The sequence below is a fragment of the Thioalkalivibrio sp. ALE22 genome (assembly GCF_000381445.1).
Lineage (GTDB): Bacteria > Pseudomonadota > Gammaproteobacteria > Ectothiorhodospirales > Ectothiorhodospiraceae > Thioalkalivibrio.
Map to the genome: position 1 here is coordinate 15,547 of NZ_KB906514.1, position 21,432 is coordinate 36,978.

The 21,432-nt window shown below is 62.8% G+C and carries 20 protein-coding genes; 14 read left to right on the forward strand and 6 right to left on the reverse strand.

Annotated elements, in window-relative coordinates; translation table 11 throughout:
- Position 1 precedes the first annotated feature (1 nt).
- Positions 2-1,117 (reverse strand): thioredoxin-disulfide reductase, encoded by a 1,116-nt coding sequence (trxB, locus tag F793_RS0112685; protein ID WP_026280914.1) that lies wholly within the window; start codon positions 1,115-1,117, stop codon positions 2-4.
- 528 nt (positions 1,118-1,645) lie between these two features.
- On the opposite strand from trxB, the gene F793_RS0112690 reads away from it, so the two are divergent.
- The 8 genes from F793_RS0112690 to F793_RS0112725 all read left to right on the forward strand — a co-directional run bounded on the left by F793_RS0112690 (position 1,646) and on the right by F793_RS0112725 (position 10,731).
- Positions 1,646-4,540, forward strand: coding sequence for a ribonucleoside-diphosphate reductase subunit alpha (locus F793_RS0112690; RefSeq protein WP_018882808.1), 2,895 nt, complete (start codon positions 1,646-1,648; stop codon positions 4,538-4,540).
- A gap of 109 nt (positions 4,541-4,649) precedes the next feature.
- Positions 4,650-5,888: a ribonucleotide-diphosphate reductase subunit beta gene (locus F793_RS0112695; protein ID WP_018882809.1), complete on the forward strand. Its 1,239-nt coding sequence runs from the start codon at positions 4,650-4,652 to the stop codon at positions 5,886-5,888.
- A gap of 163 nt (positions 5,889-6,051) precedes the next feature.
- Complete coding sequence (locus F793_RS13915) at positions 6,052-6,606, forward strand: non-canonical purine NTP pyrophosphatase (RefSeq protein WP_081618708.1); 555 nt, start codon at positions 6,052-6,054, stop codon at positions 6,604-6,606.
- Positions 6,603-7,403, forward strand: a complete 801-nt coding sequence (locus F793_RS14200; protein WP_231366541.1) for an SIR2 family protein — start codon at positions 6,603-6,605, stop codon at positions 7,401-7,403. The genes F793_RS13915 and F793_RS14200 overlap by 4 nt, the downstream gene beginning before the upstream one ends.
- A 276-nt stretch (positions 7,404-7,679) precedes the next feature.
- A complete protein-coding gene (locus F793_RS13920) occupies positions 7,680-8,612 on the forward strand; it encodes a 5'-nucleotidase (RefSeq protein ID WP_081618709.1) in 933 nt (310 codons plus the stop codon).
- A gap of 416 nt (positions 8,613-9,028) precedes the next feature.
- Entirely contained in the window at positions 9,029-10,063 is a 1,035-nt protein-coding gene (locus F793_RS0112715) for a transposase (protein WP_018882813.1), read from the forward strand.
- 106 nt (positions 10,064-10,169) lie between these two features.
- Positions 10,170-10,481: a BrnT family toxin gene (locus tag F793_RS0112720; RefSeq protein ID WP_018877647.1), complete on the forward strand. Its 312-nt coding sequence runs from the start codon at positions 10,170-10,172 to the stop codon at positions 10,479-10,481.
- Positions 10,456-10,731: a BrnA antitoxin family protein gene (locus F793_RS0112725; RefSeq protein WP_018877646.1), complete on the forward strand. Its 276-nt coding sequence runs from the start codon at positions 10,456-10,458 to the stop codon at positions 10,729-10,731. The genes F793_RS0112720 and F793_RS0112725 overlap by 26 nt, the downstream gene beginning before the upstream one ends.
- Before the next feature lie 262 nt (positions 10,732-10,993).
- On the opposite strand, the gene F793_RS0112730 is transcribed toward F793_RS0112725, so the two are convergent.
- Together F793_RS0112730 and F793_RS0112735 are read right to left on the reverse strand one after the other, a co-directional pair.
- Positions 10,994-12,607 carry a hypothetical protein gene (locus tag F793_RS0112730; RefSeq protein WP_231366542.1) on the reverse strand — a complete coding sequence of 538 codons (1,614 nt, stop codon included), beginning with the start codon at positions 12,605-12,607 and terminating at the stop codon, positions 10,994-10,996.
- 314 nt (positions 12,608-12,921) lie between these two features.
- On the reverse strand, positions 12,922-13,578 hold the full coding sequence (locus F793_RS0112735) for a TetR/AcrR family transcriptional regulator (RefSeq protein ID WP_018877644.1): 657 nt from the start codon (positions 13,576-13,578) through the stop codon (positions 12,922-12,924).
- A gap of 112 nt (positions 13,579-13,690) precedes the next feature.
- On the opposite strand from F793_RS0112735, the gene F793_RS0112740 reads away from it, so the two are divergent.
- On the forward strand, positions 13,691-14,113 hold the full coding sequence (locus F793_RS0112740) for an MAPEG family protein (RefSeq protein WP_018877643.1): 423 nt from the start codon (positions 13,691-13,693) through the stop codon (positions 14,111-14,113).
- A gap of 178 nt (positions 14,114-14,291) precedes the next feature.
- Positions 14,292-14,627 (forward strand): sulfurtransferase TusA family protein, encoded by a 336-nt coding sequence (locus tag F793_RS0112745; protein ID WP_018877642.1) that lies wholly within the window; start codon positions 14,292-14,294, stop codon positions 14,625-14,627.
- Between the two features lie 44 nt (positions 14,628-14,671).
- On the opposite strand, the gene F793_RS14100 is transcribed toward F793_RS0112745, so the two are convergent.
- Entirely contained in the window at positions 14,672-14,830 is a 159-nt protein-coding gene (locus F793_RS14100) for a hypothetical protein (protein ID WP_018877641.1), read from the reverse strand.
- A gap of 88 nt (positions 14,831-14,918) precedes the next feature.
- Here F793_RS14100 and F793_RS0112755 point away from each other — a divergent pair, with 88 nt between their 5' ends.
- The 3 genes from F793_RS0112755 (at position 14,919) to F793_RS13925 (ending at position 17,118) form a co-directional block, all read left to right on the forward strand.
- Complete coding sequence (locus F793_RS0112755) at positions 14,919-15,758, forward strand: alpha/beta fold hydrolase (protein ID WP_018882815.1); 840 nt, start codon at positions 14,919-14,921, stop codon at positions 15,756-15,758.
- 147 nt (positions 15,759-15,905) lie between these two features.
- Positions 15,906-16,556, forward strand: coding sequence for a hypothetical protein (locus tag F793_RS0112760; protein WP_018882816.1), 651 nt, complete (start codon positions 15,906-15,908; stop codon positions 16,554-16,556).
- A gap of 43 nt (positions 16,557-16,599) precedes the next feature.
- Positions 16,600-17,118, forward strand: a complete 519-nt coding sequence (locus F793_RS13925) for a hypothetical protein (protein WP_081618710.1) — start codon at positions 16,600-16,602, stop codon at positions 17,116-17,118.
- A 60-nt stretch (positions 17,119-17,178) separates the two neighbouring features.
- Here the strand turns inward: F793_RS13925 and F793_RS0112765 are convergent, their stop codons facing one another.
- On the reverse strand, positions 17,179-18,456 hold the full coding sequence (locus F793_RS0112765; RefSeq protein WP_026280916.1) for a hypothetical protein: 1,278 nt from the start codon (positions 18,454-18,456) through the stop codon (positions 17,179-17,181).
- Positions 18,457-18,806: 350 nt separating this feature from the next.
- Here F793_RS0112765 and F793_RS0112770 point away from each other — a divergent pair, with 350 nt between their 5' ends.
- A complete protein-coding gene (locus F793_RS0112770) occupies positions 18,807-19,532 on the forward strand; it encodes a DUF3012 domain-containing protein (RefSeq protein ID WP_018882818.1) in 726 nt (241 codons plus the stop codon).
- A 144-nt stretch (positions 19,533-19,676) separates the two neighbouring features.
- Here the strand turns inward: F793_RS0112770 and F793_RS0112775 are convergent, their stop codons facing one another.
- Positions 19,677-21,143, reverse strand: coding sequence for an amidohydrolase family protein (locus F793_RS0112775; protein ID WP_018882819.1), 1,467 nt, complete (start codon positions 21,141-21,143; stop codon positions 19,677-19,679).
- Between the last annotated feature and the right edge of the window lie 289 nt (positions 21,144-21,432).

Below are 21,432 nucleotides of genomic sequence, written 5' to 3' on the forward strand. Positions count from 1 at the left end.
ATCAACCGAGCTTGTCCAGGTACTTCTCCGCGTCCAGTGCGGCCATGCAGCCGGTGCCGGCGGAGGTGACCGCCTGGCGGTAGACATGGTCCATCACGTCGCCGGCGGCAAACACACCCGGTACGGAGGTCGCGGTGGCGTTGCCTTCCAGGCCGCTTTGCACCTTGATGTAGCCGCCCTCCATGCCCAGCTGGCCCTGGAAGATGTCGGTGTTCGGCTTGTGGCCGATCGCGATGAACACGCCCATCACGTCGATGTCCTTCGTCTCGCCGCTCTGGGCGTGCTTCAGGCGGGCACCGGTCACGCCGGTCGCGTCGCCGAGGATCTCGTCCAGGGTGTGGTTCCACTCGATGGTGATGTTGCCGTTCTTTTCCTTCTCGAACAGCTTGTCCTGCAGGATCTTCTCCGCGCGCAGGGCATCGCGGCGGTGCACCAGCACCACCTCGGAGGCGATGTTGGACAGGTACAGGGCCTCTTCCACGGCGGTGTTGCCGCCGCCGATCACCGCGACCTTCTGATTGCGGTAGAAGAAGCCGTCGCAGGTCGCGCAGGCGGAGACACCCTTGCCGGCGAAGGTGGTCTCGGACTCCAGCCCCAGGTACTGCGCGGAGGCCCCGGTGCAGATGATCAGGGCATCACAGGTGTATTCCCCGGAGTCGCCGGTCAGGCGGTAGGGCTTGTCCTTCAGCTGCACCGTGTGGATGTGGTCGAAGATCACCTCGGTGTCGAAACGCTCGGCATGCTTCTGCATGCGCTGCATCAGTTCGGGGCCCTGCACGCCCTCGTTGTCGCCCGGCCAGTTGTCCACGTCGGTGGTGGTCATCAGCTGGCCGCCCTGTTCCAGGCCGGTGATCACGACCGGGTTCAGGTTGGCGCGCGCGGCGTAGACCGCGGCGGTCCAGCCGGCCGGGCCGGAGCCCAGGATCAAGAGCGGGCAGTGGCGCGCTTCCTTGCCGCTGCCGCCCTTTTTCGGTTCGGACTCGGTGGCGCCGCCCAGCTGGACGGCGCCGGTGGCGGCCTGCACGGCCCCGGTGGCGCTGGCCATCTTCGGGGTCTCGGCCTGGGCCTTGCCGGATGCGTTCTTCTTGTCCTTCTTGGACTTCTTGGCGTCGCTCATGGCGCTCTCCATCTCGCAACAATGAATTCCGTGGCGGGGGCGGCGGGGCCGTCCCTGCGAGTGCTGCACACGATACCGGATCGTCGGGCGTGGGCCCGGGTTCCATGAATCGGGTAGCGGGATCCGGGGTGCGCCCACAGCTCGCGGGCCATCCCGGATCGGGGATCGATATGGCGGGGATTATTGGGAGGCCGGACGGCTTTGTCCAACGCGGTCACGGGCACCGGGGGAACGCCGCGCCGGCGGGAAGGGCGGGACGCATTTGGTTAATCGCGGTCGATAAAACATTTTCATGATCGCGCGGGCCGGATCGCGGGCCGGGCAGTCACTACATCGGCGTTTGGTGGATAACCCGGGCGCCCCTCCGGGAACGGCGGCAGGACGGGGAATCGCCGTTTTTATCCACAGCTTGCTCACGGGTTGTGCGCGGCTTGTTCTTTCGCGAACCACTATATCTAGTGGCTATGCAGTTCCGGATCCCCGATCTATAGTACTTCACGTTCGATCCAACACCAGCGCGAGGCCGTCATGAACAGCGAACCCTACACCGCCGAAGCCCCCGAGGGCACCCAGTACCCGCCGCAGGCCGAACCGTCGGCCGAGGTCCTGGCGACCAGCCCGGGCCAGCACCAGGTGATTCGCCGTAACGGCAAGGTCACGGGCTTCGATGCCTCCAAGATCGAGGTGGCGGTGACCAAGGCCTTTCTCGCGGTGGAGGGCGGCAATGCCGCGGCCAGCCGCCGCATCCACGAGGTGTCGAAGGAAGTGGCCGGGCAGGTGGTGGACAGCCTGTTCCGCCGCGCCGGCACCCAGGGCATGACGGTGCATATCGAGGATATCCAGGACCAGGTGGAACTGGCCCTGATGCGCGGTGGCCACCACAAGGTCGCGCGGGCCTACGTGATCTATCGCGAGCAGCAGGCGCAGAAGCGCGCCGCCGAGGCCGCCGAGCAGTCCCCGGAAGAGCAGGAGGCTGCCGCCAGCCTGAACGTGACCCGCGCCGACGGCACCCAGGCCCCGCTGGACGAGGCGCGCCTGCAGGCGGTCGTCGCCGAGGCCTGTGACGGCATCGAGCACGTGGACGGCCAGAAGATCCTGACCGAGGCGCGCCGCAACCTGTTCGACGGCGTCGCCGAGAAGGATGTGGCCACCGCGCTGGTGATGGCCGCCCGCGTGATGATCGAGAAGGAGCCGAACTACTCCGAGGTCACCGCGCGCCTGCTGATGGACGCCCTGCGCCGCGAGGCCCTGAGCTTCGTGCACGGTCGCCCGGAAGAGGCCACCCAGGCGCAGCTGGCCGAGCGCTACGCCGAGTACTTCGGCGCCTACATCCGCCGCGCCGCCGACCTGGAGCTGGTCGACAGCGAGCTGACCCGCTACGACCTCGACAAGCTGGGCGCGGCGATCAAGCCCGAGCGCGACCTGCAGTTCACCTACCTGGGCCTGCAGACCCTGTACGACCGCTACTTCATCCATTCTGACGGCACCCGCTTCGAGCTGCCGCAGGCATTCTTCATGCGCGTGGCGATGGGCCTGGCGATCAACGAGATCGACCGCGAGGCGCGCGCGATCGAGTTCTACAACCTGCTGAGCTCGTTCGACTTCATGAGCTCCACGCCGACGCTGTTCAACTCCGGCACCCTGCGCCCGCAGCTCTCCAGCTGCTACCTGACCAGCGTCCCGGACGACCTGGACGGCATCTACAGCGCGATCCGCGACAACGCGCTGCTGTCCAAGTTTGCCGGCGGGCTGGGCAACGACTGGACCCGCGTGCGCGGCATGGGCGCCCACATCAAGGGCACCAACGGCAAGTCGCAGGGCGTGGTCCCGTTCCTGAAGGTGGCCAACGACACCGCCGTGGCGGTGAACCAGGGCGGCAAGCGCAAGGGCGCCGTGTGCGCCTACCTCGAGACCTGGCACATCGATGTCGAGGAGTTCATCGAGCTGCGCAAGAACACCGGCGACGACCGCCGCCGCACCCACGACATGAACAGCGCCAACTGGATCCCGGACCTGTTCATGAAGCGCGTGGCCGAAGACGGCGAGTGGACCCTGTTCTCCCCGAACGAGACCCCGGACCTGCACGACCTGGTCGGCGCCGAGTTCGAGAAGCGCTACGGCGAATACGAAGAGAAGGCCGCGCGCGGCGAGCTGCGCGTGCACAAGACCATGAAGGCCGTGGACCTGTGGCGGAAGATGCTCGGCATGCTGTTCGAGACCGGCCATCCGTGGATGACCTTCAAGGACCCGTGCAACCTGCGCAGCCCGCAGCAACACACCGGCGTGGTTCACAGCTCGAATCTCTGCACCGAGATCACCCTGAACACCTCGGATGACGAGATCGCCGTGTGCAACCTGGGCTCCATCAACCTGGCCGCGCACGTGAACGAGGCCGGCGAGCTGGATCAGGACAAGCTCGAGCAGACCGTGAACACGGCCATGCGCATGCTCGACAACGTGATCGACTACAACTACTACTCCGTGCCGCAGGCGCGGCGCTCCAACCTGCGCCACCGCCCGGTGGGGCTGGGGATCATGGGCTTCCAGGATGCGCTGTACAAGCTGCGCATGCCGTATGCCTCCGAGGCGGCGGTGGAGTTCGCCGATACCTCCATGGAGGCGGTGTCCTACTACGCGATCAAGGCCTCGACCGATCTGGCCGAGGAGCGCGGGCGCTACGAGAGCTTCCCCGGCAGCCTGTGGAGCCAGGGCATCCTGCCGATCGACTCGGTGAAGAAGCTGGCCGACTCGCGCGGCGAGTACCTGCAGATGGACACCACCCAGCGCCTGGACTGGGACACCCTGCGCAAGCGGGTGAAGAAGATCGGCATGCGCAACTCCAACACCATGGCGATCGCGCCGACCGCGACCATCTCCAACATCTGCGGGGTCAGCCAGTCGATCGAGCCGACCTACCAGAACCTGTTCGTCAAATCGAACCTGTCGGGCGAGTTCACCGTGATCAACCCGTACCTGGTGCGCGACCTGAAAGACCGCGAGCTGTGGGACGAGGTCATGGTCAACGACCTCAAGTACTACGACGGCTCGGTGCAGCCGCTGGACCGCGTGCCGGAGGACCTCAAGGCCCTGTACGCCACCGCGTTCGAGCTGGACACCCGCTGGCTGGTCGAGGCCGCCTCGCGCCGGCAGAAGTGGATCGACCAGGCCCAGAGCCTGAACCTGTACATGGCCGAGCCCTCCGGGCCCAAGCTGGACGCCCTGTACAAGCTGGCCTGGGTGCGCGGGCTGAAGACCACCTACTACCTGCGCTCCATGGGCGCGACCCACGTGGAAAAGAGCACCGTGGCCGACTCCTCGCGCGCCAACAAGCTGAACGCCGTCTCCGGCGGCCAGCAGGCGTCCGAGCCGGAAGCGCCCAAGGCGTGCTCCATCCTCGACCCGGACTGCGAGGCCTGCCAGTAAGGCAGGCCCCGCGCGGGCACGCACAGACACCGAACGACGCACTGACACGACTCATTGAACAAAGGCCCGGCCATCACGCCGGACCGCCACCGAAAGAAGAGGGGACACTATGCTTTCCTGGGACGATCCGATCGCAGCCATCAAGGGCGAAGGCCAGCAAGAGCCCGCCGTACGCCCGGGCATGGGCTTTCAGGAGAACGAAGCCCTGATGAGCACCGCCGGCGCCGCACCCAGCGTCTCGCCGGAGCCGGAAAACGCCGGCCAGCCGCTGGCCGAGCCGAACGAGGACGCCCTGACCGGCACCGGTCTGGAAGACATCGAGATGGGTGCCGAGCGCATCCGCGTGGATGACAAGAAGATCATCAACTGCCACGCGGACCTCAACCAGCTCGTGCCCTTCAAGTACAAGTGGGCCTGGCAGAAGTACCTGGACGGCTGCGCCAACCACTGGATGCCGCAGGAAATCAACATGAACGCGGACATCGCCCTGTGGAAGGACCCGAATGGCCTGACCGAGGACGAGCGCACCATCGTCAAGCGCAACCTCGGCTTCTTCTCCACCGCTGACTCGCTGGTGGCGAACAACCTGGTGCTGGCCGTGTACCGCCACATCACCAACCCCGAGTGCCGCCAGTACCTGCTGCGCCAGGCCTTCGAGGAGGCGCTGCACACCCATGCCTACCAGTACTGCGTGGAGTCCTTGGGCCTGGACGAGGGCGAGATCTTCAACATGTACCGCGAGGTGCCCTCCGTCGCCACCAAGGCGGAGTGGGCGCTGCCATTCACCAAGCACCTGGCGGACCCGAACTTCCGCACCGGCACCCCGGAGGCGGACCAGAAGCTGCTGCGCGAGCTGATCGCCTTCTACGTCGTGTTCGAGGGCATCTTCTTCTACGTCGGCTTCGTGCAGATCCTCTCCATGGGCCGGCGCAACAAGATGACGGGTGTGGCCGAGCAGTTCCAGTACATCCTGCGCGACGAGTCCATGCACATGAACTTCGGGATCGACGTGATCAACCAGATCAAGCTCGAGAACCCGCACCTGTGGACCGAAGACTTCAAGAACGAGATGCGCACCCTGATCTCGGATGCCGTCGAGCTGGAGGCGCAGTACGCCCGCGACACCATGCCCCGCGGCGTGCTCGGCATGAACGCGCAGATGTTCGAGGAATACCTGCACTTCATCGCCAACCGCCGCTGTGCGCAGATCGGCCTGGCCGAGCTGTATCCGGGGGCTGACAACCCGTTCCCGTGGATGAGCGAAGTGCTTGATCTGAAGAAGGAGAAGAACTTCTTTGAGACGCGGGTTACGGAGTATCAGACGGGTGGGGCGTTGAGCTGGGATTGACCCGCGAGGCCGAGACCCAAAGAAGCGGAGCCAGGGAAATGGTCACGCAGGAGCAGAAGAGGGCGCCGTCGATCGGCGCCTTTTTTGTGGGATCGCTTTAGGCATGAGGGGCAAAAGGAAAGGCCTGCCCCAAGTTGCGAGCCAATAAATAAAGGCAGATCAGATGATTCTTCATTTCGTTACCAAAAATCGCCACAAGGTGCAGGAGGTCGAGGAGCTACTGTCTGGATTGGATATCAAGGTTACACCCGTGCCGCTCGAGATTCGCGAAATACAAACCGCCGAGACCAATGACATTGTACGCGATAAAGTACTGAAGGCGTTTCGGCATGTGGGTCGCCCCGTCTTCGTGGAACACACGGGCCTGTATATAGGGGCATTGGGGGGGTTCCCTGGCGGGTTGACCCAGGTTTTTTGGGATAAACTGAAAGCGGATATGTTTTCCTCTCTTCTTGGTCGCCTAGATGACCCATCAGTAACGGCTAAAACTATTATCGCGTATTGCGACGCTAAAAGAATCCATATCTTCGATGGTTCTGTCGACGGACGGATCGCAGAAACTCCAGCGGGCGATCGTTCATTCCAATGGGATTGTGTTTTTATCCCAAGCGGGTACAGCGAAACATTCGCTGAGCTAGGCAATGTTAAAAATCAGATATCGATGAGAAAGCGTGCGTTCGACAAATTCAAAAAATACCTTGAAAAAGAGCGCCTATGATGGACGATCTTATATCCGCATATCGAGAGCAATCGTTAATCCTGTTTGTAGGGGCAGGGGTGTCGAAGCGTCTCGGTTTGCCAACCTGGTCCGGGCTTATCGATCACATGGCTGGTGAGCTTGGCTATGATCCCGAAGTTTTTAGAAGCTTCGGTGAAGACTTGGCCCTGGCTGAGTATTATCGCCTTCGGAAGGGAAGCATTGGTCCACTAAGGAGCTGGATGGACACTAATTGGCATTCGCCTAGCATTGACTTGCGTAATGAGGAGGTCCATAAGCTTATTGCGACATCGCAATTCCCCATAATCTACACCACTAATTACGATCGTTGGATAGAGAAGGCATTTGACCTATATAGTCGACCATACACGAAAGTGGCCGGCGTTTCTGATATGGCTCAAATTCGGGAAGGCGTTGTGCAGATTGTTAAATTCCACGGGGATTTCGATGATGACTCATCTATTGTGTTGGATGAAACTAGTTACTACGAGAGGATGGAGTTTGAGACCCCATTGGACATAAAACTGCGATCTGATCTTTTGGGCAGATCTGTGCTTTTTATCGGATACAGCCTATCCGACGTAAACCTCCGCTTTATTTTTCACAGGTTGGCGAAGCTGTGGCGCGAGCATGGGTGTGGAGGAGTTCAGCCGAAGTCATTCGTTTTTACACACAGGCCAAATGCGATTCAGGAGGCAGTGCTTGGTCAATGGGGGATTGAGATGATCGCGTCCGAATCGTCAGACCCTGACGAGGCGCTTGCAGGGTTTATGAGGAATCTGTGTTCAGGCATCTGACTATAGGGCGTTAGCTATGCAGGAGATTGGGGTCGAAATGGGGAAGGAACGAGTCGGACTGCGGTAACCCTCAATGGAGCCGAAACAGCTCGGATGAAATTGGTGTGATTGAGTTTTATCGTGGTTATTTTGGGCATTCGATGGAGTTGCTAGGTGTCGAGTATTATGGTAGGGGAAAAGGCCAACCAACATTGGAATCAGGGGCGAAGTCCATCGCTTTAAAGCCATATCGAGTTTCGCCACCCAATAATTGTTAGAGCTTGGAAGGCAAAGAACATGCCGTACCCAATTGAGCGGAAGCTGGTTATCGCCGTTTCGTCAAGTGCGCTTTTCGACCTGAGCGAGTCTGACGAAGTCTTTCGAAAAGACGGTCCGAAGGCATATAAAGAGTTTCAAGAGGATCACTTGGACGTTGTCCTTGATAAAGGGGTCGCGTTTCCATTTATTCGCCGGTTTCTAGGAATAAACAATAGGTTCAGTTCCGAGCAGCCTGTAGAAGTTGTGTTGTTATCGCGGAATTCGGCGGCGACAGGCAAGCGTGTCTTTCGGTCAATCAAACACCATGGTTTGGATATATCCAGGGCAGCGTTCATGGAAGGTAAGTCTCCGTACGGATATATACCAGCCTTTAATGCATCCCTGTTTCTTTCAGCGAACGAACAGGATGTGGTGAAGGCTATTGATTATCGATATCCTGCCGGTGCGGTTCTGCCAACCAAGGTTATCGACGATTTAGAAGACGGCGAACTGAGGATTGCGTTTGATTTCGATGGAGTTATCGCAGATGACGAATCGGAGGCCGTGTTTAGAGACGGTGAGTTGAACGCGTTCCATCGGCATGAAGTCGAGAAATCCCATATACCGCACAATCCCGGTCCTTTGGCAGATTTATTTAAAAAGTTGTCTTTTATGCAAAAGCTTGAGGATCGAGAAGAGGAAAAAGACAGGGAATACAAGCGTATTTTGCGAACAGCGATCGTCACTGCTAGGAATGCCCCGGCGCATGAGCGAGTCATAACGACGCTTGAGAATTGGGGTGTGAGTGCAAACGAGACATTTTTTCTAGGGGGTATGAAGAAAGACAGAATCTTGTCCGTTCTTAAGCCGCACATGTTTTTTGATGATCAGAGGACCCATTTGCAATCGGAGGCGGGTGATATTCCCATGGTTCATGTGCCATTCGGTATTGCAAACCAGGACAGAAATTAGAGGCGCCACATAATATTAACTGAAGAAGAGGACGCCCATGATTTCTGGACGGTCTAGGGAAATATAATGTGCAGGAAAGAGTTCAAAGCAAAGAACGGTAGATCTTATACGCTTGTGATCCCCGACGAAGGGGATCGAATTAGCGTTGAATACCAAGGCGAAGAGGTGGGCTATATTTCTCTTGAGTATGTTCCTGAGGAATACATAGAAAGGAAGAAGAGGACACCCATGATTTCTTGACGGCCTGAGGCGGGCTAGAAAGGAAGAAGAGGACACCCATGATTTCTTGACGGCCTGAGGCGGGCTGACTAGGTTTGTGGCGTAACGGCGAAGAAGAGGACACCCATGATTTCTTGACGGTCTGAGGCGGGCTGTCTAGGTTTGTGGGGAGTATATGGACCAGGGAGGGTCCGGAGATGACGCGCGCCAGGAAGGAGCTCGTCTCGGTCGAGACGACGCCGTATTACCACTGTATTTGTCGCTGTGTTCGCCGCGCGTTCCTGTGTGGCGAGGATTCCTATTCGGGCAAGAACTACGAGCACCGGCGCGGCTGGGTGCTGGAGCGCTTGCGCGAGCTGCAGGGCGTGTTCGCGGTGGACGTGTGCGCGTATGCGGTGATGTCGAACCACTATCACCTGGTGGTGCGCTTGGATGCAGACCGCGCGGCGGCGTGGAGCGAAGGCGAGGTAATGGAGCGCTGGGAGCGGCTGTTCTCCTTGCCGGTGCTGGTAGCCCGCTATCGGGCGGGGCAGACCAAGACGGTGGCAGAGCGCGAGCGGGCGCAGCTACAGATTGCCGAGTGGCGGGACCGACTGCAGGACCTGTCGTGGTTCATGCGCAGCCTGAACGAACATCTGGCGCGGCGGGCGAATGCAGAGGATGGCTGCAAGGGCCGCTTTTGGGAAGGCCGCTACAAGAGCCAGGCGCTGCTGGACGACGCGGCCGTGCTGACCTGCATGAGCTACGTGGATCTGAACCCGGTCCGCGCCGGGATGGCGGACACACCCGAGGCGTCCGATTTCACTTCGATCCAGCAACGTATCCGAATGTTGGCTTCCAAGTGCGACAGGCAGGAGAGAGAGGGTTCTGACGAGGCCCAACCCAGCCTGAGCGTCCTGGGCCGGGAGGGTGCTGACCCGCACGCTAACGCGGTGGTGTTTACGACGGAGGACTACCTGGAGCTGGTGGACTGGGCCGGGCGCGCGATCCGGGAGGACAAGCGGGGTGCCATCCCGGAGCATATACCGCCGATCCTGGAGCGCCTCCAGATCGATCCGGTGCAGTTCGTGCGGCATGTCGGCAGGGGGCGGGCTACCCACCATGTGGCAGCGCTGGGGCGAGTGGAGTGCATGAGGAGCGCGGCGGTATCGGCAGGTCGGTGTTTTATCAAGGGTCTCGGGGTGTCGGCGGGCCTCTTTTCAGGTGCGGGGGGACGGGCTTGTACGCCTTAAGCCGCAGGTTGTTCCGCGCTGGTTGGCGCCGTTGCAGACCGACATGCATACACGGAAAAGCGGGCTGTCTCTGGAGGCAGGCTGTATACGTTGGTAATATACACAGATGATCCAGTGGAAGGACATTACCGGGTTCGACTGGGACGAGGGAAATGCCCGGAAGAGCGTGGACAAACATGGTGTGGGCCAGTCAGAGGCGGAGCAGGTGTTCTTCAATACCCCGTTGCTGGTTCTGGCGGACGTGGTACACAGTCGGAGTGAGCCCCGCTACCACGCGTTGGGTATCACTCATGAAGGTCGCCGGCTGCACATTACGTTCACGCTGCGCGAGCGAAGCACGAGAATCCGTGTGATTTCGGCCCGAGATATGCACCGCAAAGAGCGAGCCATCTATGAGCAAGACCAAGAAGATTCCTGAGTTCCAGGACGAGGTAGAAGAGCGGGCGTTCTGGGAGAGTCATGATTCCAGCGACTACGTCGATTGGAACCGCGCCGCGGCGGTTGAGCTCCCGAATCTCAAGCCTTCTACCCGGACGATCTCCCTGCGCTTGCCGGAGTCGCTCCTCGACCGCATCAAGATCGAAGCCAACAAGCGTGACATGCCCTACCAATCCCTGATCAAGGCGTGGCTGGCGGACGACGTGGACGAGGCCCGCAAAAAGGGCTAACGGCGATGACAGCGGGGCGAGGAGATACGGGGGTTGTCGAGCGTCGGCAACCGGAGTTGTTGGAGGCTTGGAATGGGTTCTTTGGCCACGAACCGCAGAAGAAGAGGACACCCATGATTCTTGTCTTCGTCAAGCATGTGGTGGGCGACCGGCCGCTGTCTCTCAGTTGGGGTTCTCACCGGAACAGCGGCCGGTCTGGCTCGTCGCCGAGTCCCAGGCATTGATGGCCTCGATGCATCACACCGCGAGCGCGGATACCGGCTCAGTCGTGGCGTGCCAGCACCTGGGCTCGGTCGATGGTATTGCGCTCGGTGTTCGGCGCAATCTCTAGCAGCCGCGCCGCCCAGCGTGCCGCCGCATCCGCATCACCCGCTGCCTCGGCGGCACGAACGGCACCGAAGAGCGTGTTGTAACGTCCCGGCCACATGCCGTCGGACTGCTCGAACGCGGTTAGCGCCTCGTCCGGGCGGTCCAGTGCGAGCAGCAGCTCGCCGAGCGCCTCGTAGGGTGGAAACAGTGCGCCCGGGCTCACCGGGTGTTTCTCCACCGAGGACTCGAGCTCGCCGGCCGTGCGCAACAGTTCGACAGCACGCTCGTGGTCGCCTTCGGTATGCGCGATGAAGCCGGCGAGGATGTGCCGGTCGGCCTCGATGTAGACCGGGAAGCGGTCGTCAGGGGCCGATTCGGCTCCTTCGGCCAGGTTCGCCAGCCGCTGCTCGGCCTCGCGGGCGGTTTCCAGATCGCCGGTGTTGACCGCGCCCAGGCCGCGGGCGTACCAGCTCAGGCCCTCGGCCCAATGGAAGTTCTCCCAGGCGATGTAGTCGGGCACGCGTGGCTCGATCGCGGCCGCAGCGTCCCAGTCACGCTGCTCGACCGCCAGCCGTGCCGGTATCGCGGCCAGGTGAAACGCCCCGGGGAAGGAACCCTGGTGACGACCCTCGTCGAACGCGGTCCGGTGAATCTCGTCGGCGGCCGAGTCTTCGCCGCGCTGCAGATGACCGTAGACGAGGTAGTCGACGGCATGGATGTAGTGGAACGAGATCGCACCGTTGACGTCGTGTTCCCGCGCGACTTCGGCCGCGCGCTCGTTCCAGTCGATCACCTGCGGCCAGTCGCCAAGGCGTACGTAGATGTGCGACGGCATGTGCAGTGCGTGCGGCACGTCGGGCGCGATCTTGCCGTAGGATTCGACCATCGCGAGGGCGTTCTCGGCACGCCCGTCGGCGTCGGTGGCATGAATCGCGTAGTGGATGGCGCCAGGGTGGGTCGACTCCTCTTCCCACGCGCGCTTGAGGATCGCCTCGGCCTCGTCGTGTAGCGCATCGCGGTCATCGGCCCGTGTGGCTTCGGTCAGCAGTGACAGCGCGTAGAGCGCAGCGATGTCGTGATCGTCCGGGTAGGCCCGGTACGCGGTCGCCATGCCCTGGGTCCAGCCGGCGAGGCGATCCCATTGCCGGTCGGTGTCCGGCTCGAAGAAGGCCGCGGTGGCCTCGATCAGCGCCTGTTCGCGCTCATCGTTGACCGTGGCGCGCGCCTGCTCGATCGCGTCGCGGCCACGAGCCACTTCGGCATCGCTCGGCGTGGTGGCCCACAGCGGCTGGAACAACGTGGTCGCCACCCCCCAGTGGGCCATCGCGCAGTCGGGGTGGGCCTCGGCGATCGTGGCGAACTCGCCGCGGGCCTGCTCGTACATCATGTGGTGCATCAGCCCGAGGGCATGGTCAAACGCCTTTGCGGCTTCGCCCACGCAATTTGCGCCGAACGAGACCGTGCCGAGCTGCTGCTTGGCTCCGACCGCTGAGTGGGTGGGATCGTTCTGGGCTGCAACCCCGGTTGCAAGCATCGCGGTCAGCAGCATCAGTGGGATTCTGGTCATGGTCAGCCTCCGTTCCATGCTTGGTGTACACATGGCGTTGGGTGCACCGGTGATGTGAATAACGGACCGTCGGGGAGGCGCTGCCTCGCGAGAGCGGGGTCCGGATCGGCATCACCGGATTCGAGTCTAGAAATCGGATCGCACGGGGGCTTGCAGAATGTTGCGGTCAAGGCGCGTTTCTTGCGGTTCCTTGTTGCGGATCGCGGCTGGCTGACACGTTGATGCAGCGACGGACTACCCAGGTTGGACCTTGTCTTGGTTCCCCGTTACCGGGCTTCGCCTTGCAGTCGGCTATCGTGCTCCGGCCCGGGGTTTCAGGCTGGCCCCACCGGCCCGCCAGCCGATGATGCCGTGCCTGCAGTTCCAGTGAGCTGCTGCCCCGGCGCGGCATTGCGCAGGAGCTGCTTGGCCGCGTCGCGGCAGCTATGCAGTAATGCTTCTGCCGTGGCGGGGCTATTCAGGGCCCGGCCGATGGCTACGCCGCCGATCATCAATGCCGAGACGGCCAGGCCTACTGTCTGAGCGTCACGGGAGCTCTGGTGCAACGAACGGCCGATTAGATCCACCAGGCTGTGGTGTACCTGGCTGTAGGCATCCCGAACCTTTTCCTCCCGAATCCCCACGTCCGTGACCAGAAAGGCGAGAGGACACGGTGGATCGGCTCGATCCGGTTGATCGATGTGCTCACGGCTGAGGTACCGATCCAGCATTTCCTCGATGGCTGGCAGGTGCGGGTTCTCCACGTCGATGTGATGCGCGAAGGGCGTATTATTGGCGGCGTGGACGATAGCCTGGGCGTATACGTCGGCCTTGTCGTCGAAGTGATTGTAGAAGGCTCCCCGCGTCAACCCGGCATCGTGCATCAGATCGTCGAGTGTCACTGCATCGAAGCCGCGCCGGGAAAATAGGCGGCTGGCACTGTCGAGGATGCGCCTGCGGCTCAGCTCCTTGTGTTCCTTGGTGTAGGGCATTCCGTTGACCGCCTTCGTGTTTAATTTATGTCCTTGAACATATCTTCTTGTGCGCTAGCCTGCCAGTCATTCGACCCTTCCGCGGATATGAATTGAACGGAGAGGTGAGGCGATGGCGGCGGCGGCAATCCTGTATCCCTTGTTTGCGCTGGTGGGCTGGACGTTCCTTATTGCGGCATACATGGTCGCGACTGCCGTGAAGGCCCTGCGTGCCGGGTTGCGCGTGGAGTACTTTCGCTATGGTGATGGTGATGAGCCGCCCGGTTACATGCGTTCGGCGTATCAGCATTACTCGAATCTGTTCGAAATGCCGGTGCTGTTCTATGTCGGCGGCTTGCTGGCCTACGTTTCGGGGCATAGCGGCCCGCTCCTGGTCGCCGTGGCTTGGGCCTATGCGGGAATGCGAATGATCCACAGCTTATTGCACCTGCAGAACTCGAATATTCCACGGCGACGCGATGCGTACTTAGTTAGCACGCTGCTTCTGTTGGCAATGTGGGGCGTTTTGTTGTTCGAAGTGGTGACGAATGGCTGAGCAAAGCCGTCGTCACATGCGTGTGTAGGGACCGGTGTTTCCCCGGCCTTCGGGAGGACGAGTAGAGCATGGAAGGGCGGAAAGTTCCGGTCCCGTCGTGTCTTTAGGCTGATGCCCCTCGGCCGTTGCCGCTCTGGCGACGAAGGCCAACGACCCGTTTTCGGGGCTGGATCCCGTTATGTATTTGAAGGAGGGCGAGATGTGGTGGCGATTTGGCAGGCGGGTCCCTGGCAAAACGATCTCAGCCGACATTCGTGAACACGAGGACGGTACCGTGTCGATTGATGTACGCGGGCAGACGTGTCCCGGGTACCTGCTGTCGATCAATCAGGCCATGGATCGGCTGGCTCCCGGAACCAACGCGGTTCTGCTGACCACGTACGCCCCCTGTGGTGATGACGTAAACGCGTGGTGCAAAGAGAAGGGCTATGTTTTTTCCGGCCTGTCCCGGGATGAAGACATCTGGAAGATCGCGGTGACAAAGCCGGAGGGTTACCCCCAGAGGGACCCCTGACGAAAAACCAAATAGCGGGGTCGGCCTCGTTACGGTCCGCAGCGTCAATCCGACCGCCGGGCCAGCAGGTCCATCATCGCGCGCACACGTTGCCACTGGCCGATGAGCCCCACGCCTTGTGGATCGATGTGGGAGAAGCCGTCGATCCGGTGCAGGTCGGTCTCGCCGATGGCACGGGCGAGGCGCTCGCTTTCGGTGAGCAAAGAAGAGGACACCCATGAAGGCTTGCCGTAGGATTTAGGGGACACCCATGATTTCTTGCTCGCAGGTCCCGGTCGAGGAGGGGCAGGAATGGCATTGGCAACCGTGAACGACGTCCGCCTCTTCCATGAACTCACCGGCACGGGCGACATTCCCATCGTGCTGGTGCACGGGAGCTGGGTATCCCACCGGACCTGGGAGCCGGTGGTCCCGCTACTGGCCGATTCATTCCGGGTCCTCGCTTATGACCGGCGCGGACATGGCGAAAGCGAGCGGCCGGCCACGCAAGGCAGCGTTCGCGAGGATGTCGCAGACCTCGCTGCCTTGATCGAGCATCTCGAACTTGGGGCCCTATGGGTGGTGGGGAACTCCTTTGGTGCGTCGATCACGCTTCGGTTGGCCGGCGAACGGCCGGATCTGGTCCGGGGGGTGATCGGGCACGAGCCGCCGTTGTTCTCGTTGCTGGAAGATGATCCCGCCATGGCGCCGACGCTCCGGGACGCCGAGAGGCGGATCAGTGCGGTGGTCGAGCGCATCGCGGCTGGCGATCATGCCGGTGCCGCGGAGCAGTTCGTCGAGACCGTGGCGCTCGGCCCCGGAACCTGGGCACAGCTTCCGTGGGAGTTCCGGCAGACCATGATCGAAAATGCGCCCACTTTTCTCGACGAATCAAACGATCCGGAACAGTTTGCCTTCGATCTGGACTGGATCAAGGGGTTCTCGCGGCCAGCCCTTCTCACCGTGGGAGATCAGAGCCCACCCACCTTCGGACCAGTGGTCGCCATGCTCGCAGACGCGTTGCCGATGGGGGAGGTCGTTACCTTGTCGGGCGCTGGCCACGTACCTCATGTGACACACCCGGAGCGGTATGTTGAGGCAGTCAGGGCGTTCGTTTACAAGAATGCGGCATTACGACGGTCTAGCAGGTGAGGACACACCGCGAGCGGCGAGAGCACTGGCTGGCAAATATCGGGCCCGGCTGATAGAAGGGGCTGTGGGGTCGGGTTCTGTCCCTGGATTAGTAGGCCTGATCTGACCCGGGCCGAGAGTGGTTAATAGCGACGCATGGAGGCGCGCATGGTTTTACTGATTCTGTATATCCCCTCAGTGCTGGTCGCACTGGGAATCCTGTTTATGGCCAGGCGGGCCGCACTGGGGCCTCGGGTGCGGTACGCCCTCGCAACGCTGATGCTGCCCGTTGTCGTGCTCTTTGCAGGCTGGGCTATCGCCGGTGGCGACCCGTCGATGGGGGTGGCGCTGACGGTCTTGTTCTTCGGGTTTGTGGTCGTTCCCGCCGGTCTTGGTCGGATGTTCGTGCGGCGATACCCGTCCGTATCGCCGGCGCAGGAGACAAATGTGAACCCGAGGCGGGACCCTCTGGTTACCGACGTCGCGGGGCAGGAGTCTGATGGCGCTGGGCACGAGTCCGATTCGGGGCATGGAAACGATGTGGCGCCGAGGCAGGATGACCGGGCGCGGGCGATGCGGCTTGCCTTCATGGTGCATACGCCCGGAGCGATGTTGCTGGGACTCGGCCTGGCGGAACGACTCGGAAACTCGGATCCGCTCCTGTCGTGGTTCGAGAACGGCTGGGTGGTCGATGGCATGCTGCTACTGGGGGTGGTGTTGATCGCGATCTCCACGCGGATGATTCTCGCCACGGTGTTCGGCCCGTCCTCCAAGGCGCGAGATTCGGGGAGCCTGGGCCGCCGGAATCCACGCCTCTGATTCGCTGCGAAAGCACAAAGACGAGTCATGGGGGGCGAGAGGAATGGATGAATCCGGCGGCGCGGTCGTATTTTCAGAAACACGGTGGGTTCCAGCCAGCTTTCTGGCCATGCTGGTTGCTCCGGCCCTGCTTTTGCTCGAGTTCGCCCACCGGGCGGCGCCAGCCGGGTGGATTCTGTTCGGTCCGCTGGCGTTTCTGCTTCTGGCGTTGGCACCATGGTTGATTGGTATCCTGAGCAAGCCACGGCGGGTGCTGACACTCGATCCGTATGGGGTTTCGTTTGACCGTATGTGCCGTTTTGGCGCTGTATTCGTGCCGTGGTCGGAGGTCGAGAATGTGGGGAGCTTCACCATGGTTCAGACGGGCAGCGTGACGCTCTTCCTCTACCTGCGTCCTGGTGAATTTCGTTCTTCACTAACTTTTCGTGGTTTTTGGACCCGGCCCGGACGTGTCGAGTGTCCGTTGGTAATGTTTAATCCATGGGAGCAGGATCGAATCGTGAAAGCCTGCCGGGCGTTTCATGAGCGGAGCGTCACGACGAGGACACCCGTGATTTCGTAAGAACTGTCACCTGTGCACAGGACTGTCGGGTCGAGTGGTAGTCACCGGGGTGGGATGGCTTCAGCGCAGGCGGCGTACCTCGGCGATCGCGGAGAGAGCGATCGGCGCCTCCATATAGCCGCTGCCGACGCGACGACGCACGCGGATGCGATCCCCCTCGATGGCCAGCAGCTCACCGTTGCGCGCGCGTCCGTCGGCGAGGGTAATGCGGAGTGTGTGTCCGATGTGCTCTTCCAGAGCCGTCAGTGCAATGGTGGCGGTTGTTGAGGGTTCGGCTTGCGTGTCGCGTTCGGGCCGCATTTGGGGCCAGTTCGTTTGGGGCTGAGGGGTCGTCCGGGCGGGCTCCGGGGCGACCGGGTAAAGGTCCACTGGGCCAAAGTGTCTGCCCGCCACGCTCAGGCGATGTTCGATCTGGCCCAGCATGCGTTCGGCCGAGTCCAGGTTCGCCCAGAGAAGCATCGGATTGTCGATTGGACCGATCCGCAGCGAAAGGTCGCGGGGGGCCTGGATGAAGTGTTCATAGGCTGCGACCAGCGTGGGCCCCGGCTGCAGGCCGAAGGGGCGCCAGGCCTCGACCCATTCGCCCATGTGGTGCTCGGTGTAGTCCTCGAGGGTCATATCCATTTCGGCCGCGCAGAATTCCATCAATGCGGGGTAGTAGCCACGATCCTCGAAAACCACCGTCATTGACTGCAGGGGGGCGTTGATCAGCGCCGGTGCGAGATCGCGCGCCCGGTTGGAGCGGGCCTCAAGCGAGAAATGTGCAGTGGACGAGCCAGCACTTAACGGCCCCATGCCGAAGGTGCTGTGCACGGTCATGCGGTCGTTGCCGTCTGCCAGGTCGTAGCGGACCGCAAAATCCAGAGGGATGTCGTGGTAGCCAAGCGCCGACATCAATTCGTCCGGCGGAGCGGCGTGGTAGGAACCGCATCCGGCGGTGTCCAGCGACAGCGCGGGTGGGTCGCCTTGATTGCCGGTGACCAGCCCGGCCGGAAGGGTCAGGCCCTGCACCGAGAACCCGAATTCTTGTGGGAGGCGGCGGGCGTCCAGCGTGTGTCGAAGGCGGGCGAGTCGCCACAGGTTGCCGGCTTCCAGTGAGACGCGTTCCGCCCGCATGCGGCCCACCGCCGTATTGTGGGGCTCGAACAGCAGACCGTCTACGTACAGGCTGCCGCCCAGGCCAACCCCGACGTTGGTGTAATGCAGTGTGCCGAGTGGCTGGAGCCGTTCGACCAGGTCGTCGAGTTTCTGCTCCGCCTGTTGGAGTTCGTAGTGGTAGTAGCCGAAGCCCGCGGCAGTGAGTACCACGAGGCCGACCAAGATTCCCTTCCCTGACATGTTCGCTCCCTGGTCTTTCCGTAACCGGGTCGGGCGCGTCCCGGCCCGACTGTGGGACTGCCTTGTCCCATGGCCACACCATACCTGCAGCGGGGTGTCCTGTCGCCCTTGGTCGGCGATGCTCCGGCGCTGGTGATTCCGGGCGGCGCGAGATGCTTGCGGATCTATACTCAGGAAGTGCGGAGTATTCCGGGCGGAGCGAGCGCAAGACCTTGGTCGGGAGCCGTGGGTCGCCGGATCTGCCTGTCCCCTGATCCGCGGGCCGTGGCCCGGTGGATTCCCCGCCGGACGGCGGCCGTTCACTCCCACCCGCCGTCGTTCGACAGCCCCTGATATGGAGGGCTGCAGATATGATTACGCAACGATGGTTGGCGCTTGCGGCGCTGATGATTCTTCTCCCCCTGGGTTGTGGAACGGAACAGACGGCGGATGCCGAAACGGATGCCGCTCCGGTTGCCGCGGAGTCCCTGGCGCTGGATGCCGGGATGGTGGCGGATCGGGTACTGGCGAATCTGCACGACCAGGCGGCCGTCTTCGAGGCGATTGGTGACGAGCTGGAGGCCGTGGATGACCAGGCGGCGGCGGACGCTCTGGGTCGGCGCCTGGCGGGTGAATACACCGCTCGCATGATTGCGCAGATGGAGGAGATGGTGGTCTGGGCGGAGACGCATCTGGTGCCGGTGGACGCGGCGGAACGTGCCGTGATCGATCAGGAGCTGGAGGCGTTGTTTGCGGACTCGGACCGGTTCCAGGCAGCGGAGATGCGGTTTGATCGTGCCACCGAGCGGGTCGGGGGGCGACTGGAGGCCCTGATGCTGCGCGATCCTCGGCAGGGCCACGCGGTACTGGAAGGGATGCTCGCGCTGGGTGATCAGGTGGAGGCGTTCATGACGGACGAGCGCATGGTGGCGATGGATCTCCTGATGGCGCCAGAGCCGGAGCCGCAGCCGGTGGAGGCCGCGCCTGCCTCCCGGGTGGGGTCACCCGCCTGGTGCGAGCGGATGGCCAACACGCCGCAAGCCCAATGGACGATGAACGATGCTTTCGCCTTCGCGAATCACTGTACGGGCGGTTGAGTCGTGATGCCCCTGCGGACCTGAATGGCCGGAGGACGAGTATGCGCGAACTGACGGGATCGGGTGTGCAAGCGCATCCGGCCAAAGGCAAGGTTCGTCCGCACCAAGGCGGGTTTCGTGTTTCCCCCGCGCGGGTGGCTGGGGTCAGGCGTGGGCCAGCTGGTTCCGGACGATACTGCCGCCCTTCATGATCAGGTCCAGGTGGTCGGCGGGTGCATCCAGCCAGTCCAGGCCGGCTGCCGGGTCGGCATCGACCACGAGCAGGTCGGCCAGGGCCCCTTCGGCGATGACGCCGAGGCGGCCGGGGTAGGGGGCGCGGTCGCCGGACAGGGCGAGCAGTTGGCCGGCCGCGCCGGTGGCCATGTGCAGGGCCTCCAGCGGGGACATGAAGCGGGTCAGCTTGGCGAGCTGGCGGCCCTGGCTGGCGGCGCCCTCGGGGCTGAAAAGGATGTCGGTGCCGAAGGCCATGGGCACGCCGTACTGGCGGCCCAGTTCGAAGGCGCGCTCGGTGCCCGCGCTCACCTGGAGCTGCTTGGCCCGGGAGACGGGGTCCGTCTTCGGGTTGGCGTCCTCGTCGTCCAGGAAGGGCTGAATGCTCCACCACACGTTGGCGTCCGCCATCATGCGCACCGTCTCCTCGTCGGCGAGCTGGCCGTGTTCGATGGAGCGCACCCCGGCGCGGATCGCGCGCTGGATGCCCTGCGGCGTGTAGACATGGGCGCATACGTAGGTGCCCCAGTCGGCGGCGGCGCGCACGGCGGCACGCATCTCCTCTTCCAGGTACTGGGCGGTGTCCAGCGGATCGTACAGGCTGGAGACGCCGCCCCCGGCCATGATCTTGATCTGGCTGGCGCCTTGCATCAGCTGTTCCCGGGTGCGGCGCAGCACCTCGTCCACGCCATCGGCGATCGCAGCGACACCGCTGCTCTCGATGTAATTCGGCGGGGTGCTCGGCATGCGTGGCAATTCGTGGCGCTGGCGAAAATCGCCGTGCCCGGAGGTCTGGGAGATCATCGCGCCGCAGGGGAAGATGCGCGGGCCGGCCACCGCGCCGCGGTCGATGGCCATCTTCAGGCCGAAGGCCGGGCCGCCGAGATCGCGCACAGTGGTGAAGCCGCGCATCAGGGTCGCGCCGGCCTCGCGCCCGGCCATCAGGTGCAGGAATCCGATGTCCGCGGTCATGGCGGTCAGCTGGCTAACCCCGACCAGCGTGCTGTGCCAGTGGGCGTCGATCAGGCCGGGGATGACCGCGCGCCCGCCGCAGTCGATTGTGCGTGCGGCGGTCGGGCCCTCGCCGCGTCGGGGCAGCGCGGCGATGCGGCCGTCCGCGATCAGGATGTCCACGTCCTCGCGCAGCTCGAGGGTCTCGCCATCGAACAGTCGCAGGTGGGTGAGCAGCAGCGGCTGGCCGGGTTCGCCGGCCTTGAGCTCGCGCGGGGCGAGGCCGAAGCCCGCGAACATGCCCAGCACGGCGGCGACACCGCCAAGGAACTGGCGCCGGTTCAGGTCGGCCTCGATGCGCCGGAGGGCCGCCTGGGTATGGGCTGCGCCACAGTGGCAGGGGTTGATGCCGGCGTTCGCGCCGTGCGGTGCACAACAGGCCATGCCCATGACGGTGTGGCTCCTGGTTAATGCGCGCGGCATCGGGCTGCGGCGCCGCGTGATTCGGGGCGCGCCCCGACGCCCGCGCGGGTGCCGGAATCCCGGCCGCTGCGGATCGCGGGCGATAGCCGGGGCCTACCTGCAGCATACCCAAGATCGGGCGCGCGTCGACCGGCCTGACCGGGGCGCGGCGCCGCGTTCTCCAGCCCGGCTTTCTGGCCGATGGCGGCGATGGCAACTTCGCACGGACTGGCCTAGGCTCGTTTGGCACGGGCGAGGGTCAGGGAGCGGCAGGATG